We start from the raw sequence: 16,599 nt of genomic DNA on the forward strand, positions 1-16,599 counted from the left end.
GAACGCGTGGCGCACTTCGTGATCATGGGTTGTGGACGCGTCGGGGCCACCTTGGCGCACACGCTCGAGGATGCCGGCCATTCGGTGGCCATCATCGACCAGGACGATCGCGCCTTCCGCCGCCTCCGCTCGGGCTTCACCGGCAGGAAAGTCACCGGCGTCGGCTTTGACCGCGACACGCTGAAGCAGGCAGGCGTTGCCGACGCCTATGCCTTTGCGGCGGTCTCCAGCGGCGACAACTCCAATATCCTGGCGACCAGGGTGGCGCGCGAGACATTCCACGTGCCGCACGTCGTGGCCCGCATCTACGATCCCGGCCGCGCCGAAATTTACCAGCGCCTGGGCATCCCCACGGTGGCCGCGGTGCGCTGGAGCGCCGACCAGGTCCTGCGCCGCATCCTTCCCGAACAGCACCTCGCCGGAGACTTCCGCGACCCCTCCGGCCGCCTCGTGCTGGCCGAACTCGACCTCCACCCGGAATGGGTGGGCCATCCCGTTTCCTCCATCGAAAAGGTGGCCGACGTCCGGGTCGCGTACCTGACCAGGTTCGGCGAGGGGATGCTGCCCGCCGCGGGCACTTCTTACCAGGACGGCGATAGCGTGCACGCCATGCTGCGGGCGGACCGCACGTCCGAAGTCGCCCACATCCTCGCCAAAGCCCCCGCCAAGGAGTCCTAAGTGAAAGTCGTCATCGTCGGGGCCGGAAGCGTCGGCTCCTCGATTGCCCGTGAGCTGCTGGCCCACAAACACGAGATCCTGCTGATCGACCTGAAGCCCGAAGTGATCGGGCGCAGCGGCCTGCGCGGCGCGCACTGGCTGGTGGGCGACGCCTGTGAGCTCAGCACCCTGCAGGACGCCAAGCTCGAAGACGCGGACGTGGTGGTTTCCGCCACGGGCGATGACAAGGTGAACCTCGTCGTCTCGCTGCTGGCCAAGACCGAGTTCGGCATCGGACGAACCGTGGGACGCGTGAACAACCCGAAGAACGACTGGATGTTCAATGACTCCTGGGGCGTGGACGTTGCCGTGAACACGCCGCAGCTCATGACGGCCCTGGTCGAGGAAGCTGTTGAGATCGGCGACCTCGTCCGGCTGCTGACCCTGCAAACAGGTGTGTCATCACTCGTCGAGTTCACCGTGCCGCATGACTCCCACGCCATCGGGCTGACGGTGGGCGACATCGACTGGCCCGAGGACTCCACGCTGGTGGCTATCCTGCGGGACCAGGCACCGATCACGCCCAGCCGGGACGATGTCATTGACGGCGGCGACGAGCTGTTTTTCGTCACCACCATCGCGGCCGAAAACCAGTTGCGCGAGCTCCTCTCACCCGGCTCCGGTGAAGGGAACTCGCCCAGTGAGGGGAACGGTTCAGGCGAGGGGAACGGTTCAGGCGAGGGGAACGGTTCAGGCGAGGGGCAGGGCGGCGCAGCAGCGGCCCCGGCAACCGCGGATCAGCTGGGCCGGTCAGATCAGCTGGATGATGACGGCTTCGACGGCTGACCGTCAGGCGTTGCCGCGGGCCGGGTGATGAGCCAGGCGAGCCACACACCGAGGATGTACAGCGGCGCTCCCATGATGAGCCTGGTGGTGGCCAATGCCGCCAGCCCGTCCGTACCCATCAGGTACAGGGGAACCTGCACCACCAGGCGAAGCAGCAGCACGCCGACGATGATCCATGTGCCCAGCCGGTAGGCGCGGACCCGGGCCGGGTCCTTGCGCCAGTCCAGGCCTTCGTTCCGGATGAACCCGAACAGCAGGCCCGCGATCGGCCAGCGGACGGCGATGGAGATGACCATCGCCACGATGTAGGCCGCGTTGGTCAGGAATCCGGGAAGATAAAAGTTTTCGGCCTTGCCGGTGGTGTTGGCGAACCACGCGGAGATGCCCACACCGACGACGCCGGCCAGTGCCTGGGTCAGCGGACGGCGCTGCACGAGCCGGACCACCGTGAAGACGGCGGCGGTGCCCAACGCAGCAATGAGCGACGGCGTCAGGGCACTGCTGGCGGTGAAGGCGACCAGGAAGACCAGGCCGGGCAGGATGCTCTCGGCGATCCCCTGGTACCCGCCGGCGCTCTTGAGCACGTCGATGCGGCCGTCGTGGGTGCGGTGCAGCCCTGCCTTGGACGCGTAGTCCTCGGCCAGCCCTGCAAAACCCGGGTTCTCGGGCGCGGGCTTGGGCTCTTCGCGGCCCGGCCCCGAATCGGGGTTCTCAGGCAAAGTCATTGGTTCTCCTGGCGGGACAGTATCTCGTAGCGGGGGTTGAACATGGTGCGCATGCCTTCTTTTACGGTCAGCATGCCTTCGAGTTTGAGTTCCGTCCCCGCATCAATCCCTGGAATGCGGCGGCGGCCCAGCCAGATGACCCGCAGCCGCCCGCGGCGTTCCGTGACCGGGGTGTCGTGGTCCGAGACAATGGCCATGAAGGCTGCCACCTGCGACGGGGGCGCGTAGGTTACCGACTCGATAAATCCGTGGCACAGGACGCGCCCGCGCTCCGGCAGCCCGCGGATGGGTACCGCCTGGTCCTGCGGGCCGCCTGCATCAACCAATCTGGGTGATCTCCGGCCCGCGCTCGGGCTGCTCGAAGTCCGGCTCTGCAGGGGGCACGGGTCCGGCGGCGTCCTTGGGCAGGCGCAGCTGCAACAGTTCGCGGGGCGGCATGGGGTTCTCGCCCCTGATGACGACGATTTTCCGGAACAGGTCCTCGAGGCCTGCAGCTGCTTCCCGGTCCAGCGCGGCCTCGCCGCCGAAAACGCCGCGAAGGAACCAGCGGGGGCCGTCGACGCCGATGAAGCGGGCTGCGCGGTAACCTTGGCTGCCGTCCGGGGCGCCCGCCGGCAGCTTGGCCACGAGTTCGACGCCGTACTCTCCCGGGATCTCCTCAACCTGGCCGCCCTGGCCGCCGACAGACTGCCCGAGCTGCTCCCGGATCTCGTCCCAGAGCCCTTCGGACCGGGGCGCGGCAAATGCCTGCAGCTGCAGGCTCGACCCCTCAAGGTCCATGGTCACGGCAACGACGCGCTGGGTTGCTTCCTCAACTTCGAGCCGGAGCTGGAGTCCGTCGCGCGGGGCAATGAGCAGGGCGCCGAGGTCCACATAGCCGTCGCGGCTGCTGATCTCGGAGACGTCGAATGGGCCATTGGCCCTGCGGTCGTCCGCGGCATTGCCGGCCGCATCCGGGGTGGCGTCATCCTGGACGTCCTCCGGTTCTGCCGATTCCTGCTTCTTGGCTTTCTTGCCCCGCCCAAAAACCATGCGTTGTCTCCTTAGTTGTGATCGTGTCGCGCGCCCCGAATCGCGGGTGTGCAGCTAAGCCGGTGTTGTGCCGCTACGTGCCCGGAACGGCAAACCCGCCCGTGGAGCCGAACCCGCCGGCACCGCGGACAGAGTCGTTCAGCTCCCCCACGGCGACGAACTGCGCGTGCTCCACGCGCTGGATCACCATCTGTGCAATTCTATCGCCGCGCCGCAGTTCTATGGCCTGGTCCCGGTCGGTGTTGAGCAGCGTCACCGCGATCTCTCCGCGGTACCCGGCGTCGACAGTCCCCGGTGCGTTAACGACTGTCAGGCCGTGCTTGGTGGCGAGACCCGAGCGGGGGTGGATGAGGGCTACAAAGCCATCCGGCAGTGCGATCGATACTCCGGTGGGAACGAGGCGCCGTTCGCCCGGTTCGAGCACCACGTCCTCGCGGGCCCGCAGATCCGCCCCGGCGTCACCGGGGTGGGCGTACGACGGCGCTTCCAGGCCGTCGTCGAGCATTTTCAGCTGCACCTGCACCGTGGGTGCTCCGAATTCCGCCCTAGGGGGCTGCGCTGCAGCCGCGGAGGCCTGCTGCACTGGAGCCTGCTGTGCTGGAGCCTGCTGTGCGAGGGATGTCATGGCCGTTGATTCGTCAGTCACAGTCCCACACTCTATCGCGCCGTGAGTCCTACTACTCCTCTGACTCCTCCTACTGCAGAAGGCCCGCACGACTGGCCACTAAGCTGGGGGCATGCCCGAATCAAGCGCCGCCGTCCCTTCCCGCAACCCGTCTTCACCGGACGAAACCGTGCTTTTCTCCGAGAAGCTGTGGCCCGGCGCCTGGATTTGGGTTGTTGCCTTGGGCATTGCATCGGCCGGCATCCTGGTCTTCGCCCCCATCAGCATGGTGGCCGGCTTCACGGCGGCTGCTGTTCTGTTCGCCATTGAAGCCGTATTGCTGGTCCTGTCCACGCCGTCGGTGTCTGTGACCACCCGCACCGTCCAGGTGGGCCGGGCCAGCATCGAACGCAGCCTGATCGGCGGGGCTGCGGCGCACCGCGGCAAAGAGGCGACGGCGGAGCGCGGCACACGCCTGAACGGCCTCGCCTACATGTGCATCCGGGGGTGGATCGACCCTGTGGTCAGGATCGAGATCACCGACCCGTCGGACCCCACGCCGTACTGGCTGACGTCGACCCGCCGCCCCGAGGAACTCGCGGCCGCCATCAACGGGAAGTAGACAGGCGCCCGGCCCTCACCGGCCCATAGCTCTCACAGGCCCCCAGCGCTCAAAGGCCGCTAGCGCTCACAGGCCCCTAGCTCTCACAGGCCCCTGGCCATCTCAGTCGCGCCTAACCTTCACAATCACGGCAGTAAAGCAGTCCGTTCCTTTCGCGCGCGATCTGGGAGCGGTGCCGGACCAGGAAGCACGAGGCACACGTAAATTCGTCGGCCTGGGCAGGCATCACGCGCACCGTCAGCTCCTCGCCGGACAGGTCCGCTCCGGGAAGCTCGAAGCCTTCCGCGAGGTCGGTCTCGTCCTCCTCCACCACCGCCGTCGGTTTCTCCACACGGCGGGTCTTCAGCTCCTCAATCGAGTCCTCGCTGAGGTCCTCTTCGGACTTCCGCGGCGCATCATAATCAGTCGGCACGCGCACATTGTCCTCTCTGCCTTGCGGAAAAGCCACACCCGGAACCAACGCCTGCCAGAGTTGCGATAGCCCCCCAAAACACCCGGAATTTCGCGGCGCGCCCTCTGCCCTAACGGGAAAAGACAGTGCGGGGTGGCAGAGTTTCGAATGATAGTAATGCCAGGGTGGAGGATTGTATGCAGGATCTACGGCTTGTAGGCGTCCACGACGACGGGGAGCATCTCCTGTTAAGCGGCACCGGCGGCGCAATGTTCCGGCTGCCCATCAACGAGGCGCTCAGGCTGGCCGCCAGCCGGCCCGCTGCGCGCTCGTCCGCCGTGGCCCCGGTCGCCATGTCCCCCCGCGACATCCAGGCGAAAATCCGCAGCGGTTCCACTGCTGCCGAGGTTGCAGCCGCCTGCGGCATGCCGCAGGAAAAGGTCGAGCGGTACGAAGGGCCAGTCCTGGCCGAACGCGCGTACATTGCCCAGCAGGCCCAGAAGGTGGAAGTTGCCTCCCCTGCCCCGGGGCACGACGTCTACCGTTCGGCTTTCGGCGACACCCCCGCCACGCTCAGCGACATGGTGGCCCACCGGCTCACCGCCCACGGCATCCAGTCCTCCACTCTGGAGTGGGATTCATGGCGCCGGCCGGACGGTACCTGGACCGTGGTGGCCAAGTTTGAAGCTGCCCCCGGCGGCCACGCGAGCATCGGCGAAGAACCCCCCGCCATGTGGACTTTCAATCCCACCCGCAAATCTTTGCAGAACGCGAACCGCTGGGCCCAGCAACTCAGCGAACTGGAGCCCCTGGACGGACCTGTGCCGGCCCGCCGGCTGTCAGCCGTGTCCGACAGGCCCTTCGACTTCGAGACCGACGCGGAAGCCGCGGCGCGGACCGGCATGGGGGCCGGCGCTGGAACTGGCACCGAGCAGCAGAAAGACCCGGACGGCCTGCTGGACATGCTGCGTTCGCGGCGCGGCCAGCGGCTCGGGGTGGATGAGGACAGCGACGACGCCCTGGCGCTGCTGCTGGCAAACGGCGTCCCGGCCGCCCACCCGCGGGCCGAGGAAGAACCTGCAGGCACAGAGGCCGCATCACTCGATGGTTCCTGGCAGTCAGAAGATTCGGTGGATCCCGATGACGCTGGGCAGCAGGACGGCGCGGAACAGGAACCGGAGGGGAACGACGACGGCGGCGCCGCCGAGGCTCCGGCGGCGGAATTCACGCTGGCACGGCGCCGTGACGGCAGGCCATCGATGGTCTCCCGCCTCAACCTGGTGCCCCGGCATGAGGAGGACGCCGAGGACGAGTCGCTGAAGCTGCACGACGGCGTCAGCACCCACACGCGCGAAATCACCATCGTCCCGGGTCACCCGGCAGCCGGACAAGACAGTCCGGCCAAGCCTGACGAGCCTGGATCACCGGCGGCGCAGGCCACCGGCCCGGTTACCGGCCGTCCGGCGCCTGCCAACCCGGGACTGGATGAACTCCTGGGCCGCGGCAACGCCAGGCGCCGCATGGAGGGGAGCCGGATGGACGGGGCACGGCCACAGCCTGGCCAGGGAGCTCCCCGCGCCGATCAGGACCGGGATGAACCCGAACGCCAGCCGTCCCGGCCGAAGCGCTCCAGTGTTCCCAGCTGGGACGAAATCGTCTTCGGCACCCGCGGCGACTAGCCAGTAGCCACTAGCTACCAGCACCGTGCCACAGGCAGGCGTCCACCTCGAACGGGAGCAGCTGGTCCTGCTGCGCAATGATGCTGGCGCCATGAGCGGTGACGCGGCGCATGAAGTGCCTCCGGCACAGCGTTTCGTAGCCCACCACTGGCGCATGGCCAGCATCACTGCCGGGATCGCCGGCCGCAGCCTCAACGGCTGCAGCATCGACCGCCATGTCCACGTCGCCGACCACCACCTGGGCACCTTCGGTGACCATCACGCCGTCGACCGTCCTGGCGTTATGGGTGGCGCGCCGGCCGCACCAGCACAACGCTTCAACCTGGAGGACCTGCACCCGGTCCGCGAGTTCAATCAGTCGCTGCGAACCCGGGAAGAGGCGGGTCCGGAAGTCCGCGGTGATGCCGAAGGCAAAGACGTCCACCTCGATCTCGTCCACCACGCGTGCCAGCTGCTCCACCTGGGCAGCTGAATAGAACTGTGCCTCGTCGCAGATGAGGTAGTCCACGCGGATCCCCTGGGTGCGCCGGAGCACCACCTCGTCCCAGAAGTCCGTGGAATCGACGACTTCCACGGCCTCGGTCTGCAGCCCCAGGCGGCTGGAGATTTTGGAGTCGCCGGCGCGGTCGTTGCGGCTGAACCGCACCCCGCCTCGGCCGCGGGCGCGGTGGTTGTAGTCCATCTGCAGCGCAAGGGTGGACTTGCCGGAGTCCATGGTTCCGGAGAAAAAGACGAGCTCAGCCACGGGATCCCCGGCGGCCGCCTGCCTTGCCGGAACCTGTTCTGGCCGGGGCTGTCTTGCCCGAAGCGCGGAAACTGAGCAGCGGGACTTCGCGTTCGGCCTTGGTCAGGGAACCATGCTGGCCCACCACTTCCATGGCCGTTGGCCGCACCCGGCGCGTGTCGTAGAACGCCAGAGCGTCCCTGGCTGCCACCATCACATCGCCCAGCCGACCCGTGACCTCGGGCCGGACCGTTCCGAAGAGCCCTGCAGCCACGGCTTCCGCCCTGGTGAAGGCCCAGATCCTGTCGCCGAAGCGGGCCCGCCAGGCCGCCAGGAGACGCTCGCGTGCGGCATCGCCGGCGTCGTCCTCCAGGTACAGGTGCACCATCCGCGGTTCCCCGGCAGTGTGCCGGACGCCGTCCACGAGGGCGGGATCGGCGGCGTAGTCGAGGCGCTGTGACTCCGCGACGTCCAACATGCCGTGGTCTGCCGTGACCAGCACTGTGGTTCCGGCCGGGAGGGTCGCATCCAGCCGCCTGACCGTCGCGTCCAGCTCTTCAAGCTGGTGTTCCCACTGCGGCGACTGCGCGCCGTACCGGTGCCCGGCCTTGTCGAGGTCGTTCACGTAGAAGTACATGAGGGCGGAGTCCGCATCAGCCATGGCCTCGGCCGCCGCCGCGGTGCGGGCGTGGGAGGTGGTGCCGGAGACGAAGGTGCCGCCGCGCAGCGCCGCCTGGGTCATGGGCGAGCCGCCGAACTGCGGCAGGCTTACCGTGGTGACGGCAAGGTGCTCGGAGGCGCGTTCGAAGACGGTGGGGAACGGCTGCCACTGCTGCGGGTCCACGCCGGCATCCCAGTTGCCCAGCATGTTGACCACCTTGTCCTGGTCCGGGTCCAGGACGTCATAGCCCACCAGTCCATGCTGGCCGGGGGCGAGTCCCGTGCCCAGGCTGGCGAGGGAGGCTGCGGTGGTGGAAGGGAAGGCGGCATCCAGCCAGACGGGCACGGCACCCTGGCCCTGCTGCAGGACGCCCCGGAGGAACGGGGTGTGCGCGCTCTTCTGCTTGAGCAGGCTGCGTCCCAGCCCGTCGGCAAGGACCACGCACACGCGCTTGGCCTGCGGGAGGCCCAGCGCGTTCTCGAAACCCGGCACCCCGAGGCTGGCGGCCGCGCTGCCCAGCACCTCGGCCACGGAGCGGCGGCCGTAGGCCGGGGCGGCCGGCAGGCCGCTTACGGCAGGCCCGGATTCCGTGGTTCGTGTCGCAGAGCCTGAGGAAGGGTTGTCCTGTCCCCGCATCTCAGCGCTTGTGCCCGCGGCTGAGCCGGTTCGCAAAAACGCCCATGCGGGGACGCGGGTGGGTGGCAGACGGCGCATGCCGCACCGGGGCGGGAGATCCGGTGTTCACGGCGCGAAGGGCACGGGCAAAAAGCTTGGCATCCTGGACCGCCTGCAGGCCGTCCGCCTCGGCGCTGATGCGCAGGACGATGTCCTCCTGGGCGATGGTGCCGCTGTAGCCGTGGTCGGCCTCGCACTGCGGGTCGCCGCAGCTCGCCGGACCCATGTCCAGTCGCTGGCCGCCGGACCAGGCGATGGACAGGGTGACCTCGCGGACGGGGTCCGAAGGCTTGTAGTTCTGCGGCTGGGCGTACATGTAGCTCAGGACCACCGAACGGATCTGCGCCACCGGCACGGACTCCGTGGAAATCTGTGCCACGATCTGCTCGCCCGCCTCGTCGAGCTGCTGGTCGTCCACGTGCGTGATCACCAGCATGTCCTCGGTCAGGACCAGGACGGTGATGTGCCGGCGGACCTCTGCGCGGTCAAAATGGGTCTCGAGGTGGACAAGGTGTGCGAGGCAGTCCCGGCCGTCCAGGGCGTCATCCACCACGTCGGCTACCAGCAGCGGGTAAAAGCCGGCCTGCTGCAGGGCGCCGTCGAGGCTCTGGCCCTGCGCGCTGTGGTTGTGTGAGCTGTGGTGGAAAGCCTGCGGGCTGTGGTCGGGCGCTTGAGGCTTCGAGGTGGGAGGCTGGGAGCTCATTTCCCCATTTTCACAGATCGGTGTGGCACATGCTAACCAGGCAGCTAGCTGCGCATCGCCCGCCGCGCGCTGTCGGTACGCTGCGCAGCGTTGCCGATCCGCACGTCTGCGGCAAGGATGAACGCCCCCTGCGGCGTGGCCAGGACCGGGTTGAACTCCACAAGTGCTATCTCCGGATGCGCGTCCTTGAGCCGTGTCAGCCTGGCCGCCACATCCTCCAGCGCGGAAACGTCCACGGCGGGCAGGCCCTGGTAACCGAACAGCTTCCGGGACGCGCGCGGGCTGCGGATGAGGTCGCGCAGGTCCCCGGCAGACAGCGGCGGGGCCCGGTGCGCCCAGTCATCCAGCAGGTTCACGGCGTCGCCGGCCAGCCCGAAGGACACCATGGGCCCCAGCAGCGGGTCCTCGATGGCGCGCAGGGTACAGGCCTGGCCCACCGGCACCATGGTCTGGACCTCCAGCGACGCCGAGCCGTAGGGCTCCAGCGCCCGGCGCATCTGGAGGATGTTCAGCCGGAGGGAGTCCGCATCCTGGATATCCAGCCGCACCCCACCCAGGTCCAGCCGGTGGCGCAGCGTCGGATCGGTGGTCTTCAGTGCCACCGGCCAGCCCAGCCTGCCGGCCGCCTCCACGGCTTCATCGTCCGTTTCGAAGCCTTCCGAGGGCATGACCCTGATCCCGTAATGCGCCAGTAGGCGGGCCGCGTCGTCCGGACTGAGTTTCTTGAGTTGCTCGCCGCGGACATCGGCCAGCAGGTTTTCGAGGTCGGCGTGCGCGGCGTCAGGATCGCACCCGTCAGGATCCACAAAAAGGCCCTGGTCCCGCTCCGCCCATTCGGCGTACCGCACCACGGCAGACAGGGCGGCCACCGCCGCCCCCGGATTCGAGTAGCACGGCACCGGTGCGGCGCCGGCGCCATCCCCCACCATGCCTTCCACGTACACCGACGGATCGAGGATGCCGGTGAACGCCGCCACCACCGGCTTTCCGGCTTCGGCGGAGGATTCTGCGAGCGCCCCGGCAATCTTCTCCACGGTCAGGCCGCGCGCCGGAAGGAAGGCAACCACTGCGGCGTGGACCGCGTCTTTGGCCAGGACTTCCCGGAGCCGGTCCCGCAGGGCGGGCAGGGCACGGGACATGCCGGCGTCCAGATCCAGCTCCGTCACGAGCTCCTCGACGCCCAGGCCGTGGGACCCGGCGCTGTCCGCCACTACTTTCCCCAGCGCCCCGGAGTTGCTGAAAACCGCCACCCCGGCCCCCTTGGGGAGCGGCTGGGCGGACACGATCTGCGCCACGTCCATGAGCTGTTCGATGGTCTCCACCCGGATCACGCCGGACTGGCGCATCATCGAGTCCAGCGCATCGGCGGGCGCCTGGGTGGTTCGCACGGCATGGCCGGGCGGCAGCTGCAGCCCCATGGAGGTTGACTTGGCCACAATCACGGGCTTGGACCGTGCCAGCCGCCGGGCGATGCGGGAGAACTTGCGCGGGTTGCCGATCGACTCCAGGTAGAGGCCCACGGCGGTGGTGTCGGCGTCGTCCTCCCAGAACTGCATCATGTCGTTGCCGGACACATCGGCCCGGTTTCCGGCCGACAGGAACGTTGAGATGCCGGCGCGGCGCCGGCTGGACGCCGCGTACAGCGCCACCCCGATCGCTGCGGACTGGCTGAACAGCCCCAGGCCGCCGCCGAGGGCCAGGCTCGGCGCCATGGAGGCGTTCAGCGACACCGCGGAGTTGGTGTTCACGATGCCGAGCGAGGCCGGCCCAATAACCCGCATCCCGTTGGCCCGCGCCTGCCGCACCAGCTCACGCTGCCGGGCAAGGCCCCGCTCCCCGTCCTCGGTGAAACCCGCGGAGGCCACCAGGACCCCCTTCACACCGGCGGCCGCGCATTCATCCACCACCTTGGGGACTTCCTCGTAGGGCACCGCGACGATCGCCAGCTGCACCGGACCGGGCACCTCGGCGAGCTTGCCGAAGGACAGCATGCCGGCAAGCTCGAAGGCTTCGGGGTTGATGGCGTAGACGGGGCCGGTAAAGCCGCCTTCGATGATGTGTTCCAGGAGCTGGTACCCCACGGTCCCCCACCGCCGGCTCGCACCGATCACCGCCACCGACGACGGCGCCAGCAGGTCCTGGACGCTCCTCGCCTCCGCACGGTGTTCCCGGGCTTCCATCACGGCCCGTGATTTGTCCGTGGGGTCGATGTTGAACTCCAGGCTCACCACCCCGTCGTCGAAGTGGCGTTTGACGTCGTACCCGGCGTCGGAGAAGACCATGAGCATCTTGCGGTTCTCGGGCAGGACCTCGGCGCTGAACCGGCGGATCCCGTTTTCGCGGGCCGCCGCCGCGAGGTGCTCCAGCAGGATCGAGCCGATGCCCCGGCCCTGGTGCGCATCTGCGATGTTGAAGGCCACTTCGGCCTCCGCGGGGTCGTCCAGCCGGTCGTACCGGCCGATGCCGATGATGTCCCCGCCGATGGTGATCACGAAGGCCACCCGGTCCCGGTAATCCACCTCGGTGAAGCGCTTGAGCTCGCGGCTGGAGAGCCGCTCCTTGAAGGCGAAGAAGCGCATGTAGATGGAGTTCTGCGACTGCCGCGTGTGGAAGGTCTGCACGGCGTCTGCGTCGGTGGGATGGATGGGGCGCAAATGCGCTGTGCCGCCGTCCCTCAGAACGACATCGGCCTCCCAATATTCCGGATATTCGCCGTCCCCGGGCTGATCCACCATAGGCTTAGCCTAGCTAAACCTCCCGAAGTGCACCCCAAAAAGGATCCACCAGCCCCATGGCACGCCGCCAAACACGCACCCCCGCAGGGGAAACAGTCCAGGACTACACTGAAAACATCGTTGATATCGACGTGACTTCCGAGATGGAAGGCTCCTTCCTGGAGTACGCGTACTCGGTCATCTACTCCCGGGCCCTGCCCGACGCCCGGGACGGCCTCAAACCCGTCCAGCGCCGCATCCTTTACATGATGAGCGACATGGGCCTCCGTCCTGACCGCGGCCACGTCAAGAGCGCCCGCGTGGTGGGTGAGGTCATGGGCAAGCTCCACCCGCACGGCGACACCGCCATCTATGACGCCATGGTGCGCATGGCCCAGGACTTCTCGCTCCGGCTGCCCCTGATCGACGGCCATGGGAACTTCGGCTCGCTCGACGACGGCCCGGCGGCCCCGCGGTACACGGAGGCCCGCCTGGCGGCGGCAGCGCTCACCATGACGGACCACCTCGACGAGGACGTGGTGGACTTCGTCCCCAACTACGACAACCAGCTCACCCAGCCGGAGGTCCTCCCGGCAGCGTTCCCCAACCTGCTGGTGAACGGCACCACCGGCATCGCGGTGGGCATGGCCACGAACATGGCACCGCACAACCTCGTGGAAGTCATCGCCGCCGCCCGGCACCTCATCGCCGAACCGGACGCCACGCTGGAAGACATCATGCGCTTCGTCCCCGGCCCCGACCTGCCCACCGGCGGCCGCATCGTGGGCCTGGACGGAATCCGGGACGCCTACGCCACGGGCCGCGGCTCCTTCAAGACCCGCGCCAAGGTGGAGGTGGAGCAGCTCTCGGCGCGCCGGACCGGCCTCGTGGTCACCGAACTGCCGTACATGGTGGGCCCGGAAAAGGTGATCGAGAAGATCAAGGACGCGGTCAACAGCAAGAAGCTCGCGGGCATCAGCGACGTCGTGGACCTGACCGACCGCAAGCACGGCCTGCGGCTGGTCATCGAGCTGAAGAACGGTTTCAACCCCAACGCCGTGCTCCAGCAGCTCTACCGCTACTCGCCGATGGAGGATTCCTTCGGCATCAACAACGTCACCCTGGTGGACGGGCAGCCGCAGACGCTGGGACTGCTCCAGTTGCTCACCGTCTACGTGGACCACCGCATCTCGGTGGTGCGCCGCCGCACGGTGTTCCGGCTCGGCAAAAAGAAGGACCGCCTCCACCTGGTGGAGGGCCTCCTCATCGCCATCGTGGACATCGACGAGGTCATCCAGATCATCCGGTCCTCGGACGAGGCCTCCGCGGCGCGCGAACGGCTGATGTCCATCTACGACCTCTCCGAAATCCAGGCGAACTACATCCTCGAGCTCCGCCTCCGCCAGCTGACCAAGTACAGCCGGATCGAGCTCGAAAAGGAACAGGACCAGCTTCGCAAGGAGATCGCCGAACTGGAGGCCATCCTCGAATCCGATCAGCTGCTGCGGGAACTGGTGTCCGGCGAACTCGCGGAGATCGCGGAGAAGTACGGCACCCCGCGGCGGACGGTGCTCCTCGAATCCGAGGCCGTGTCCCCGACTGTGGCCAGCGCCGCCGCCGTCGAGGGAAAGGCAGGGGCGAAGGGCAAACCCGCTCCCCTGGCCCTCGAGATCGCGGACGACCCGTGCTGGGCTATCCTCACGGCCTCCGGGCAGATTGCCCGGACCGCCAACCAGGACAGCTTGGCCGAGACCGGACCGCGCTCCAAGCACGACGTGTTCCGCTCGGTGGTCAAGACCTCCGCCCGGGGCGAGATCGCCGCCATCACGTCCCAGGGGCGCATGCTGCGGATCCAGGTGATGGACATGCCCGTCCTGCCGCCGGTCTCGGGCCTGCCGAACCTCGCCGGAGGTGTTCCGGCCAAGGACTTCATTACCCTGCTGAAGGGTGAGACCCTCGTGGCGTTCGCCCCGCTTGATGTGGTGCTGGCGATCGGCACGGCGCAGGGCGTCGTGAAGCGGGTGCAGCCGGATTACCCCCTGAACCGCGAGGACTGGGAAGTTATCACGCTGAGGGACAAGGACACCGTGGTGGGCGTGGCGCCGGCCGGGTCCGACGACGACGACCTGGTGTTCCTGACGCGGCAGGCACAGCTGCTGCGGTTCAGCGCCGCCGTCGTCCGCCCACAGGGCAGGACGGCCGGGGGCATGGCGGGCATCAAGCTTGCCCCCGGCGACCAGGTGATGTTCTTCGGTGCGGTCGCCCCCGGCGATGAGGCCGCCGTCGTCGTCACCATTTCCGGCACGGAAGGCGCCCTGCCGGGCACCGCCCCCGGGGCCGCCAAGGTGACGGCCTTTGACGAATACCCGGCCAAGGGCCGCGCTACCGCCGGCGTCCGGGCACACCGGTTCCTGAAGGGTGAGGACACACTGCTGCTGGCGTGGGCCGGCCACGGCCCGGCGAAGGCATCTTCGTCGGCAGGCGTAGCCCGCTCGCTGCCCCAGGAGCACGGCCGGCGCGACGGTTCGGGCATCCCGCTCTCGCAGGCGGTGGATGTGATCGGTCCGAGTATGGCCTGGCCGGAATCCGCCTAGACTACTGCCATGCCTATCGTCCCGGATGAAAAGGACTGGACCTGGGTCCTGTCCCGCCCCTGCAGCCAGTGCGGCTTCGACGCATCCACCGTCACGCCGTCAACGGTTCCCGGCAGCGTCGAAAACATGCTGCCGCGCTGGCGGGCGGTGCTCCGCCGGCCGGACGTCAGCGAGCGCCCGGACAGCAGCACCTGGTCCGTGCTGGAGTACGCCTGCCACGTCAGGGACGTGTTCAGCCTCTTCGACCGCCGCCTCAACCTGATGCTCACCGAAGACGACGCCCAGTTTGAGAATTGGGACCAGGACCGGACCGCTGTGGAGGGCGACTACGCGAATGCAGACCCGGCCGTGGTGAGCGCCGAGCTCACCACGGAGGGCCAGCAGGTTGCGGCTTCCTTCGCCAGGGTGCAGGAGTCGCAGTGGGGCCGGACAGGGCTGCGCAGCAACGGCTCGGAGTTCACCGTCCTGACGCTCGCACAGTATTTCCTGCACGACGTCGTCCATCACCTTGCGGACGTGGACGGCTGACCCGAGTCAGTCCTGCTAAAGGACCTTGTCCCACGCGAGGCTGGTGTTGACCGGGGCGTAGCCCATCTTGCGGTACAGCGCCATGGCACCGGTGGGGTTCTCGGAGTCCACGTCCAGCGACGCCTTGTCGAGGCCGGCGGCGGCGAAGCGCCGCATGGCGTCAGCCAGAAGCGCCTGGGCTATGCCGCGCCCGCGGAACTCCCGGCGGACACCGAGCAGGTCCGTGTAGCCCTCGCTGAACCCGCGCGCCGCCGTGTTGTCCGGGTCATAGCTGGCCAGCTGGTAGCCGGCGATCTCACCCGTGCGGCTCTCCAGCACGACGGCGCTGAGGTCGGGCCGGGCCAGGGGGTCGTTGACCACGAAGCCCCATGACTCCTCGTCCCGTGGTTCGCTGCCCCAGTGATCGGCGAAGACCTGGTTGTGCGCCAAGCGCAGGGCTTCGCTCAGCCCGGGCTGCATGGGCACCAGTTCCAGCCCGTGCTCCAGGGGTGCTTCGGGCAGTGGAACCGACAGCGGCCGGTGCATCTCGTTGTAGTAGCGGACCACCTCATACCCGCACTCCTGCAGAAGCACGCACTGGTGCTGCTGCTTCTGCTCGGTGAAAAGCCGCAGCCGTGGCGCCGGCCCTGGACTGTCCTGGACCGCAACGGCATCTTCCGCGAACCGCTGCCTTGTCCGGGCCTCCAGCCAGGACAGCAGGGCTGAGCCCACACCGCGGCGCTGCCACTGCGGATCCACGGCACAGAATCCGTGCGCCTTGGCCCCGTCCTTGTTCTTGGTAAGGCGGGCGTAGGCCCGGGGGACGCCGCCGGAGTCCAGGCCCAGTACCGTGTTCGTGCCCACCGGGTTGTTTTTGGACTCCATGATCTGTTCCAGGTCCGCCCGCCGTTCAAACCACACCGGCTCCTCGATAGCCGCGGTGCGGGCGATCAGCGCAGCCCACGCGTCCAAATCCGCGGGGCCGGCGCTGCGCCAGTGCAGTGCCGGAAAGTCGACCGCGGGCAGCCCGGCTGAACCGTCCGCTGTCAGGCCAGAGTCGTCGGTGTGCGTCATGGGATCAGGCTAGCCGCCGGGAAGAGGCCGCGCCATCATTGCCTGACGCTGCCTGGCATTCCTGACGCTGCGCCACGGGAAGGCTTAGGCTGGGGCAATCACCGAATCACCGAATCACCGAATCACCGGCCAGCGTTCCCTGAAAGGCACAGCATGCTTCTACTCTTCGGGTTCAAGACGGTCCAGAAGCTGCTCCCCGGCCGTACAGCGTCCTGCCGGTACTGCGGCGTGTTCGCCCACCAGCATCTGGAGGAGCGCGCCACGAAATTCACGCTGTTCTTCATCCCGGTTTTCACGACGTCCCGCTCGTACCGGGTCACCTGCTCGAACTGTGGCGCCACGTCCGTGGTCAACAGCCGGCAGAAACAGGCACTGGTGGGCTAGGGAGGAA

The 16,599-nt window shown here is 68.0% G+C and carries 17 protein-coding genes; 7 read left to right on the top strand and 10 right to left on the bottom strand.

Annotated elements, in window-relative coordinates; genetic code table 11:
- Positions 1-6: 6 nt before the first annotated feature.
- Positions 7-678, top strand: a complete 672-nt coding sequence (locus tag ACTHQX_RS11680; protein WP_111903489.1) for a potassium channel family protein — start codon at positions 7-9, stop codon at positions 676-678.
- Complete coding sequence (locus tag ACTHQX_RS11685) at positions 679-1,503, top strand: potassium channel family protein (RefSeq protein WP_440157625.1); 825 nt, start codon at positions 679-681, stop codon at positions 1,501-1,503.
- On the opposite strand, the gene ACTHQX_RS11690 is transcribed toward ACTHQX_RS11685, so the two are convergent.
- The 4 genes from ACTHQX_RS11690 to dut form a co-directional block, all read right to left on the bottom strand.
- Positions 1,473-2,228, bottom strand: a complete 756-nt coding sequence (locus ACTHQX_RS11690; protein ID WP_440157623.1) for a DUF3159 domain-containing protein — start codon at positions 2,226-2,228, stop codon at positions 1,473-1,475. The two genes, ACTHQX_RS11685 and ACTHQX_RS11690, sit on opposite strands and share 31 nt — an antisense overlap.
- A complete protein-coding gene (locus ACTHQX_RS11695; protein ID WP_440157621.1) occupies positions 2,225-2,554 on the bottom strand; it encodes a hypothetical protein in 330 nt (109 codons plus the stop codon). Before ACTHQX_RS11695 ends, ACTHQX_RS11690 begins: the two co-directional genes overlap by 4 nt.
- Positions 2,547-3,260 carry a DUF3710 domain-containing protein gene (locus ACTHQX_RS11700; RefSeq protein WP_236808038.1) on the bottom strand — a complete coding sequence of 238 codons (714 nt, stop codon included), beginning with the start codon at positions 3,258-3,260 and terminating at the stop codon, positions 2,547-2,549. Before ACTHQX_RS11700 ends, ACTHQX_RS11695 begins: the two co-directional genes overlap by 8 nt.
- A 73-nt stretch (positions 3,261-3,333) precedes the next feature.
- Complete coding sequence (dut, locus tag ACTHQX_RS11705) at positions 3,334-3,906, bottom strand: dUTP diphosphatase (RefSeq protein WP_440157619.1); 573 nt, start codon at positions 3,904-3,906, stop codon at positions 3,334-3,336.
- A gap of 91 nt (positions 3,907-3,997) precedes the next feature.
- On the opposite strand from dut, the gene ACTHQX_RS11710 reads away from it, so the two are divergent.
- Positions 3,998-4,486 (top strand): DUF3093 domain-containing protein, encoded by a 489-nt coding sequence (locus ACTHQX_RS11710; protein ID WP_440157617.1) that lies wholly within the window; start codon positions 3,998-4,000, stop codon positions 4,484-4,486.
- A gap of 112 nt (positions 4,487-4,598) precedes the next feature.
- Here the strand turns inward: ACTHQX_RS11710 and ACTHQX_RS11715 are convergent, their stop codons facing one another.
- The gene (locus ACTHQX_RS11715) at positions 4,599-4,898 is read right to left on the bottom strand and encodes a DUF4193 domain-containing protein (protein ID WP_440157615.1); all 300 of its coding nucleotides are present in this window, start codon (positions 4,896-4,898) and stop codon (positions 4,599-4,601) included.
- A 176-nt stretch (positions 4,899-5,074) separates the two neighbouring features.
- On the opposite strand from ACTHQX_RS11715, the gene sepH reads away from it, so the two are divergent.
- On the top strand, positions 5,075-6,556 hold the full coding sequence (gene sepH, locus ACTHQX_RS11720; protein ID WP_440157613.1) for a septation protein SepH: 1,482 nt from the start codon (positions 5,075-5,077) through the stop codon (positions 6,554-6,556).
- A gap of 10 nt (positions 6,557-6,566) precedes the next feature.
- Here sepH and ACTHQX_RS11725 read toward each other — a convergent pair whose 3' ends face one another.
- From ACTHQX_RS11725 to ACTHQX_RS11740, 4 genes are read right to left on the bottom strand one after another with little or no spacing between them, the layout of a single operon-like run.
- Complete coding sequence (locus ACTHQX_RS11725; RefSeq protein ID WP_236808033.1) at positions 6,567-7,301, bottom strand: thymidine kinase; 735 nt, start codon at positions 7,299-7,301, stop codon at positions 6,567-6,569.
- On the bottom strand, positions 7,294-8,577 hold the full coding sequence (locus ACTHQX_RS11730; protein WP_440157611.1) for an alkaline phosphatase family protein: 1,284 nt from the start codon (positions 8,575-8,577) through the stop codon (positions 7,294-7,296). The genes ACTHQX_RS11725 and ACTHQX_RS11730 overlap by 8 nt, the downstream gene beginning before the upstream one ends.
- Position 8,578: 1 nt before the next feature.
- Entirely contained in the window at positions 8,579-9,319 is a 741-nt protein-coding gene (locus ACTHQX_RS11735; RefSeq protein ID WP_440157609.1) for a DUF5998 family protein, read from the bottom strand.
- Positions 9,320-9,363: 44 nt separating this feature from the next.
- Complete coding sequence (locus tag ACTHQX_RS11740) at positions 9,364-12,054, bottom strand: bifunctional acetate--CoA ligase family protein/GNAT family N-acetyltransferase (protein ID WP_440157607.1); 2,691 nt, start codon at positions 12,052-12,054, stop codon at positions 9,364-9,366.
- 56 nt (positions 12,055-12,110) lie between these two features.
- On the opposite strand from ACTHQX_RS11740, the gene ACTHQX_RS11745 reads away from it, so the two are divergent.
- Positions 12,111-14,627 (top strand): DNA gyrase/topoisomerase IV subunit A, encoded by a 2,517-nt coding sequence (locus ACTHQX_RS11745; protein ID WP_440157605.1) that lies wholly within the window; start codon positions 12,111-12,113, stop codon positions 14,625-14,627.
- Between the two features lie 9 nt (positions 14,628-14,636).
- On the top strand, positions 14,637-15,155 hold the full coding sequence (locus ACTHQX_RS11750; protein ID WP_440157603.1) for a DinB family protein: 519 nt from the start codon (positions 14,637-14,639) through the stop codon (positions 15,153-15,155).
- A 15-nt stretch (positions 15,156-15,170) separates the two neighbouring features.
- Here ACTHQX_RS11750 and ACTHQX_RS11755 read toward each other — a convergent pair whose 3' ends face one another.
- The gene (locus ACTHQX_RS11755; RefSeq protein WP_440157601.1) at positions 15,171-16,208 is read right to left on the bottom strand and encodes a GNAT family N-acetyltransferase; all 1,038 of its coding nucleotides are present in this window, start codon (positions 16,206-16,208) and stop codon (positions 15,171-15,173) included.
- Positions 16,209-16,361: 153 nt separating this feature from the next.
- On the opposite strand from ACTHQX_RS11755, the gene ACTHQX_RS11760 reads away from it, so the two are divergent.
- Positions 16,362-16,592, top strand: a complete 231-nt coding sequence (locus ACTHQX_RS11760) for a zinc-ribbon domain-containing protein (protein ID WP_236808026.1) — start codon at positions 16,362-16,364, stop codon at positions 16,590-16,592.
- The last annotated feature ends 7 nt before the right edge of the window (positions 16,593-16,599 follow it).

Origin of the sequence: Arthrobacter sp. SAFR-023 (assembly GCF_051965295.1) — a bacterium.
GTDB lineage: Bacteria > Actinomycetota > Actinomycetes > Actinomycetales > Micrococcaceae > Arthrobacter.

Excerpts from the sequence above, each read along its gene's own strand:
- ACTHQX_RS11690 (WP_440157623.1), bottom strand. The coding sequence starts at position 2,228 with ATGACTTTGCCTGAGAACCCCGATTCGGGGCCGGGCCGCGAAGAGCCC.
- ACTHQX_RS11700 (WP_236808038.1), bottom strand. The coding sequence starts at position 3,260 with ATGGTTTTTGGGCGGGGCAAGAAAGCCAAGAAGCAGGAATCGGCAGAA.
- ACTHQX_RS11710 (WP_440157617.1), top strand. The coding sequence starts at position 3,998 with ATGCCCGAATCAAGCGCCGCCGTCCCTTCCCGCAACCCGTCTTCACCG.
- sepH (WP_440157613.1), top strand. The coding sequence starts at position 5,075 with ATGCAGGATCTACGGCTTGTAGGCGTCCACGACGACGGGGAGCATCTC.
- ACTHQX_RS11730 (WP_440157611.1), bottom strand. The coding sequence starts at position 8,577 with ATGCGGGGACAGGACAACCCTTCCTCAGGCTCTGCGACACGAACCACG.
- ACTHQX_RS11735 (WP_440157609.1), bottom strand. The coding sequence starts at position 9,319 with ATGAGCTCCCAGCCTCCCACCTCGAAGCCTCAAGCGCCCGACCACAGC.
- ACTHQX_RS11740 (WP_440157607.1), bottom strand. The coding sequence starts at position 12,054 with ATGGTGGATCAGCCCGGGGACGGCGAATATCCGGAATATTGGGAGGCC.
- ACTHQX_RS11745 (WP_440157605.1), top strand. The coding sequence starts at position 12,111 with ATGGCACGCCGCCAAACACGCACCCCCGCAGGGGAAACAGTCCAGGAC.
- ACTHQX_RS11750 (WP_440157603.1), top strand. The coding sequence starts at position 14,637 with ATGCCTATCGTCCCGGATGAAAAGGACTGGACCTGGGTCCTGTCCCGC.
- ACTHQX_RS11755 (WP_440157601.1), bottom strand. The coding sequence starts at position 16,208 with ATGACGCACACCGACGACTCTGGCCTGACAGCGGACGGTTCAGCCGGG.
- ACTHQX_RS11760 (WP_236808026.1), top strand. The coding sequence starts at position 16,362 with ATGCTTCTACTCTTCGGGTTCAAGACGGTCCAGAAGCTGCTCCCCGGC.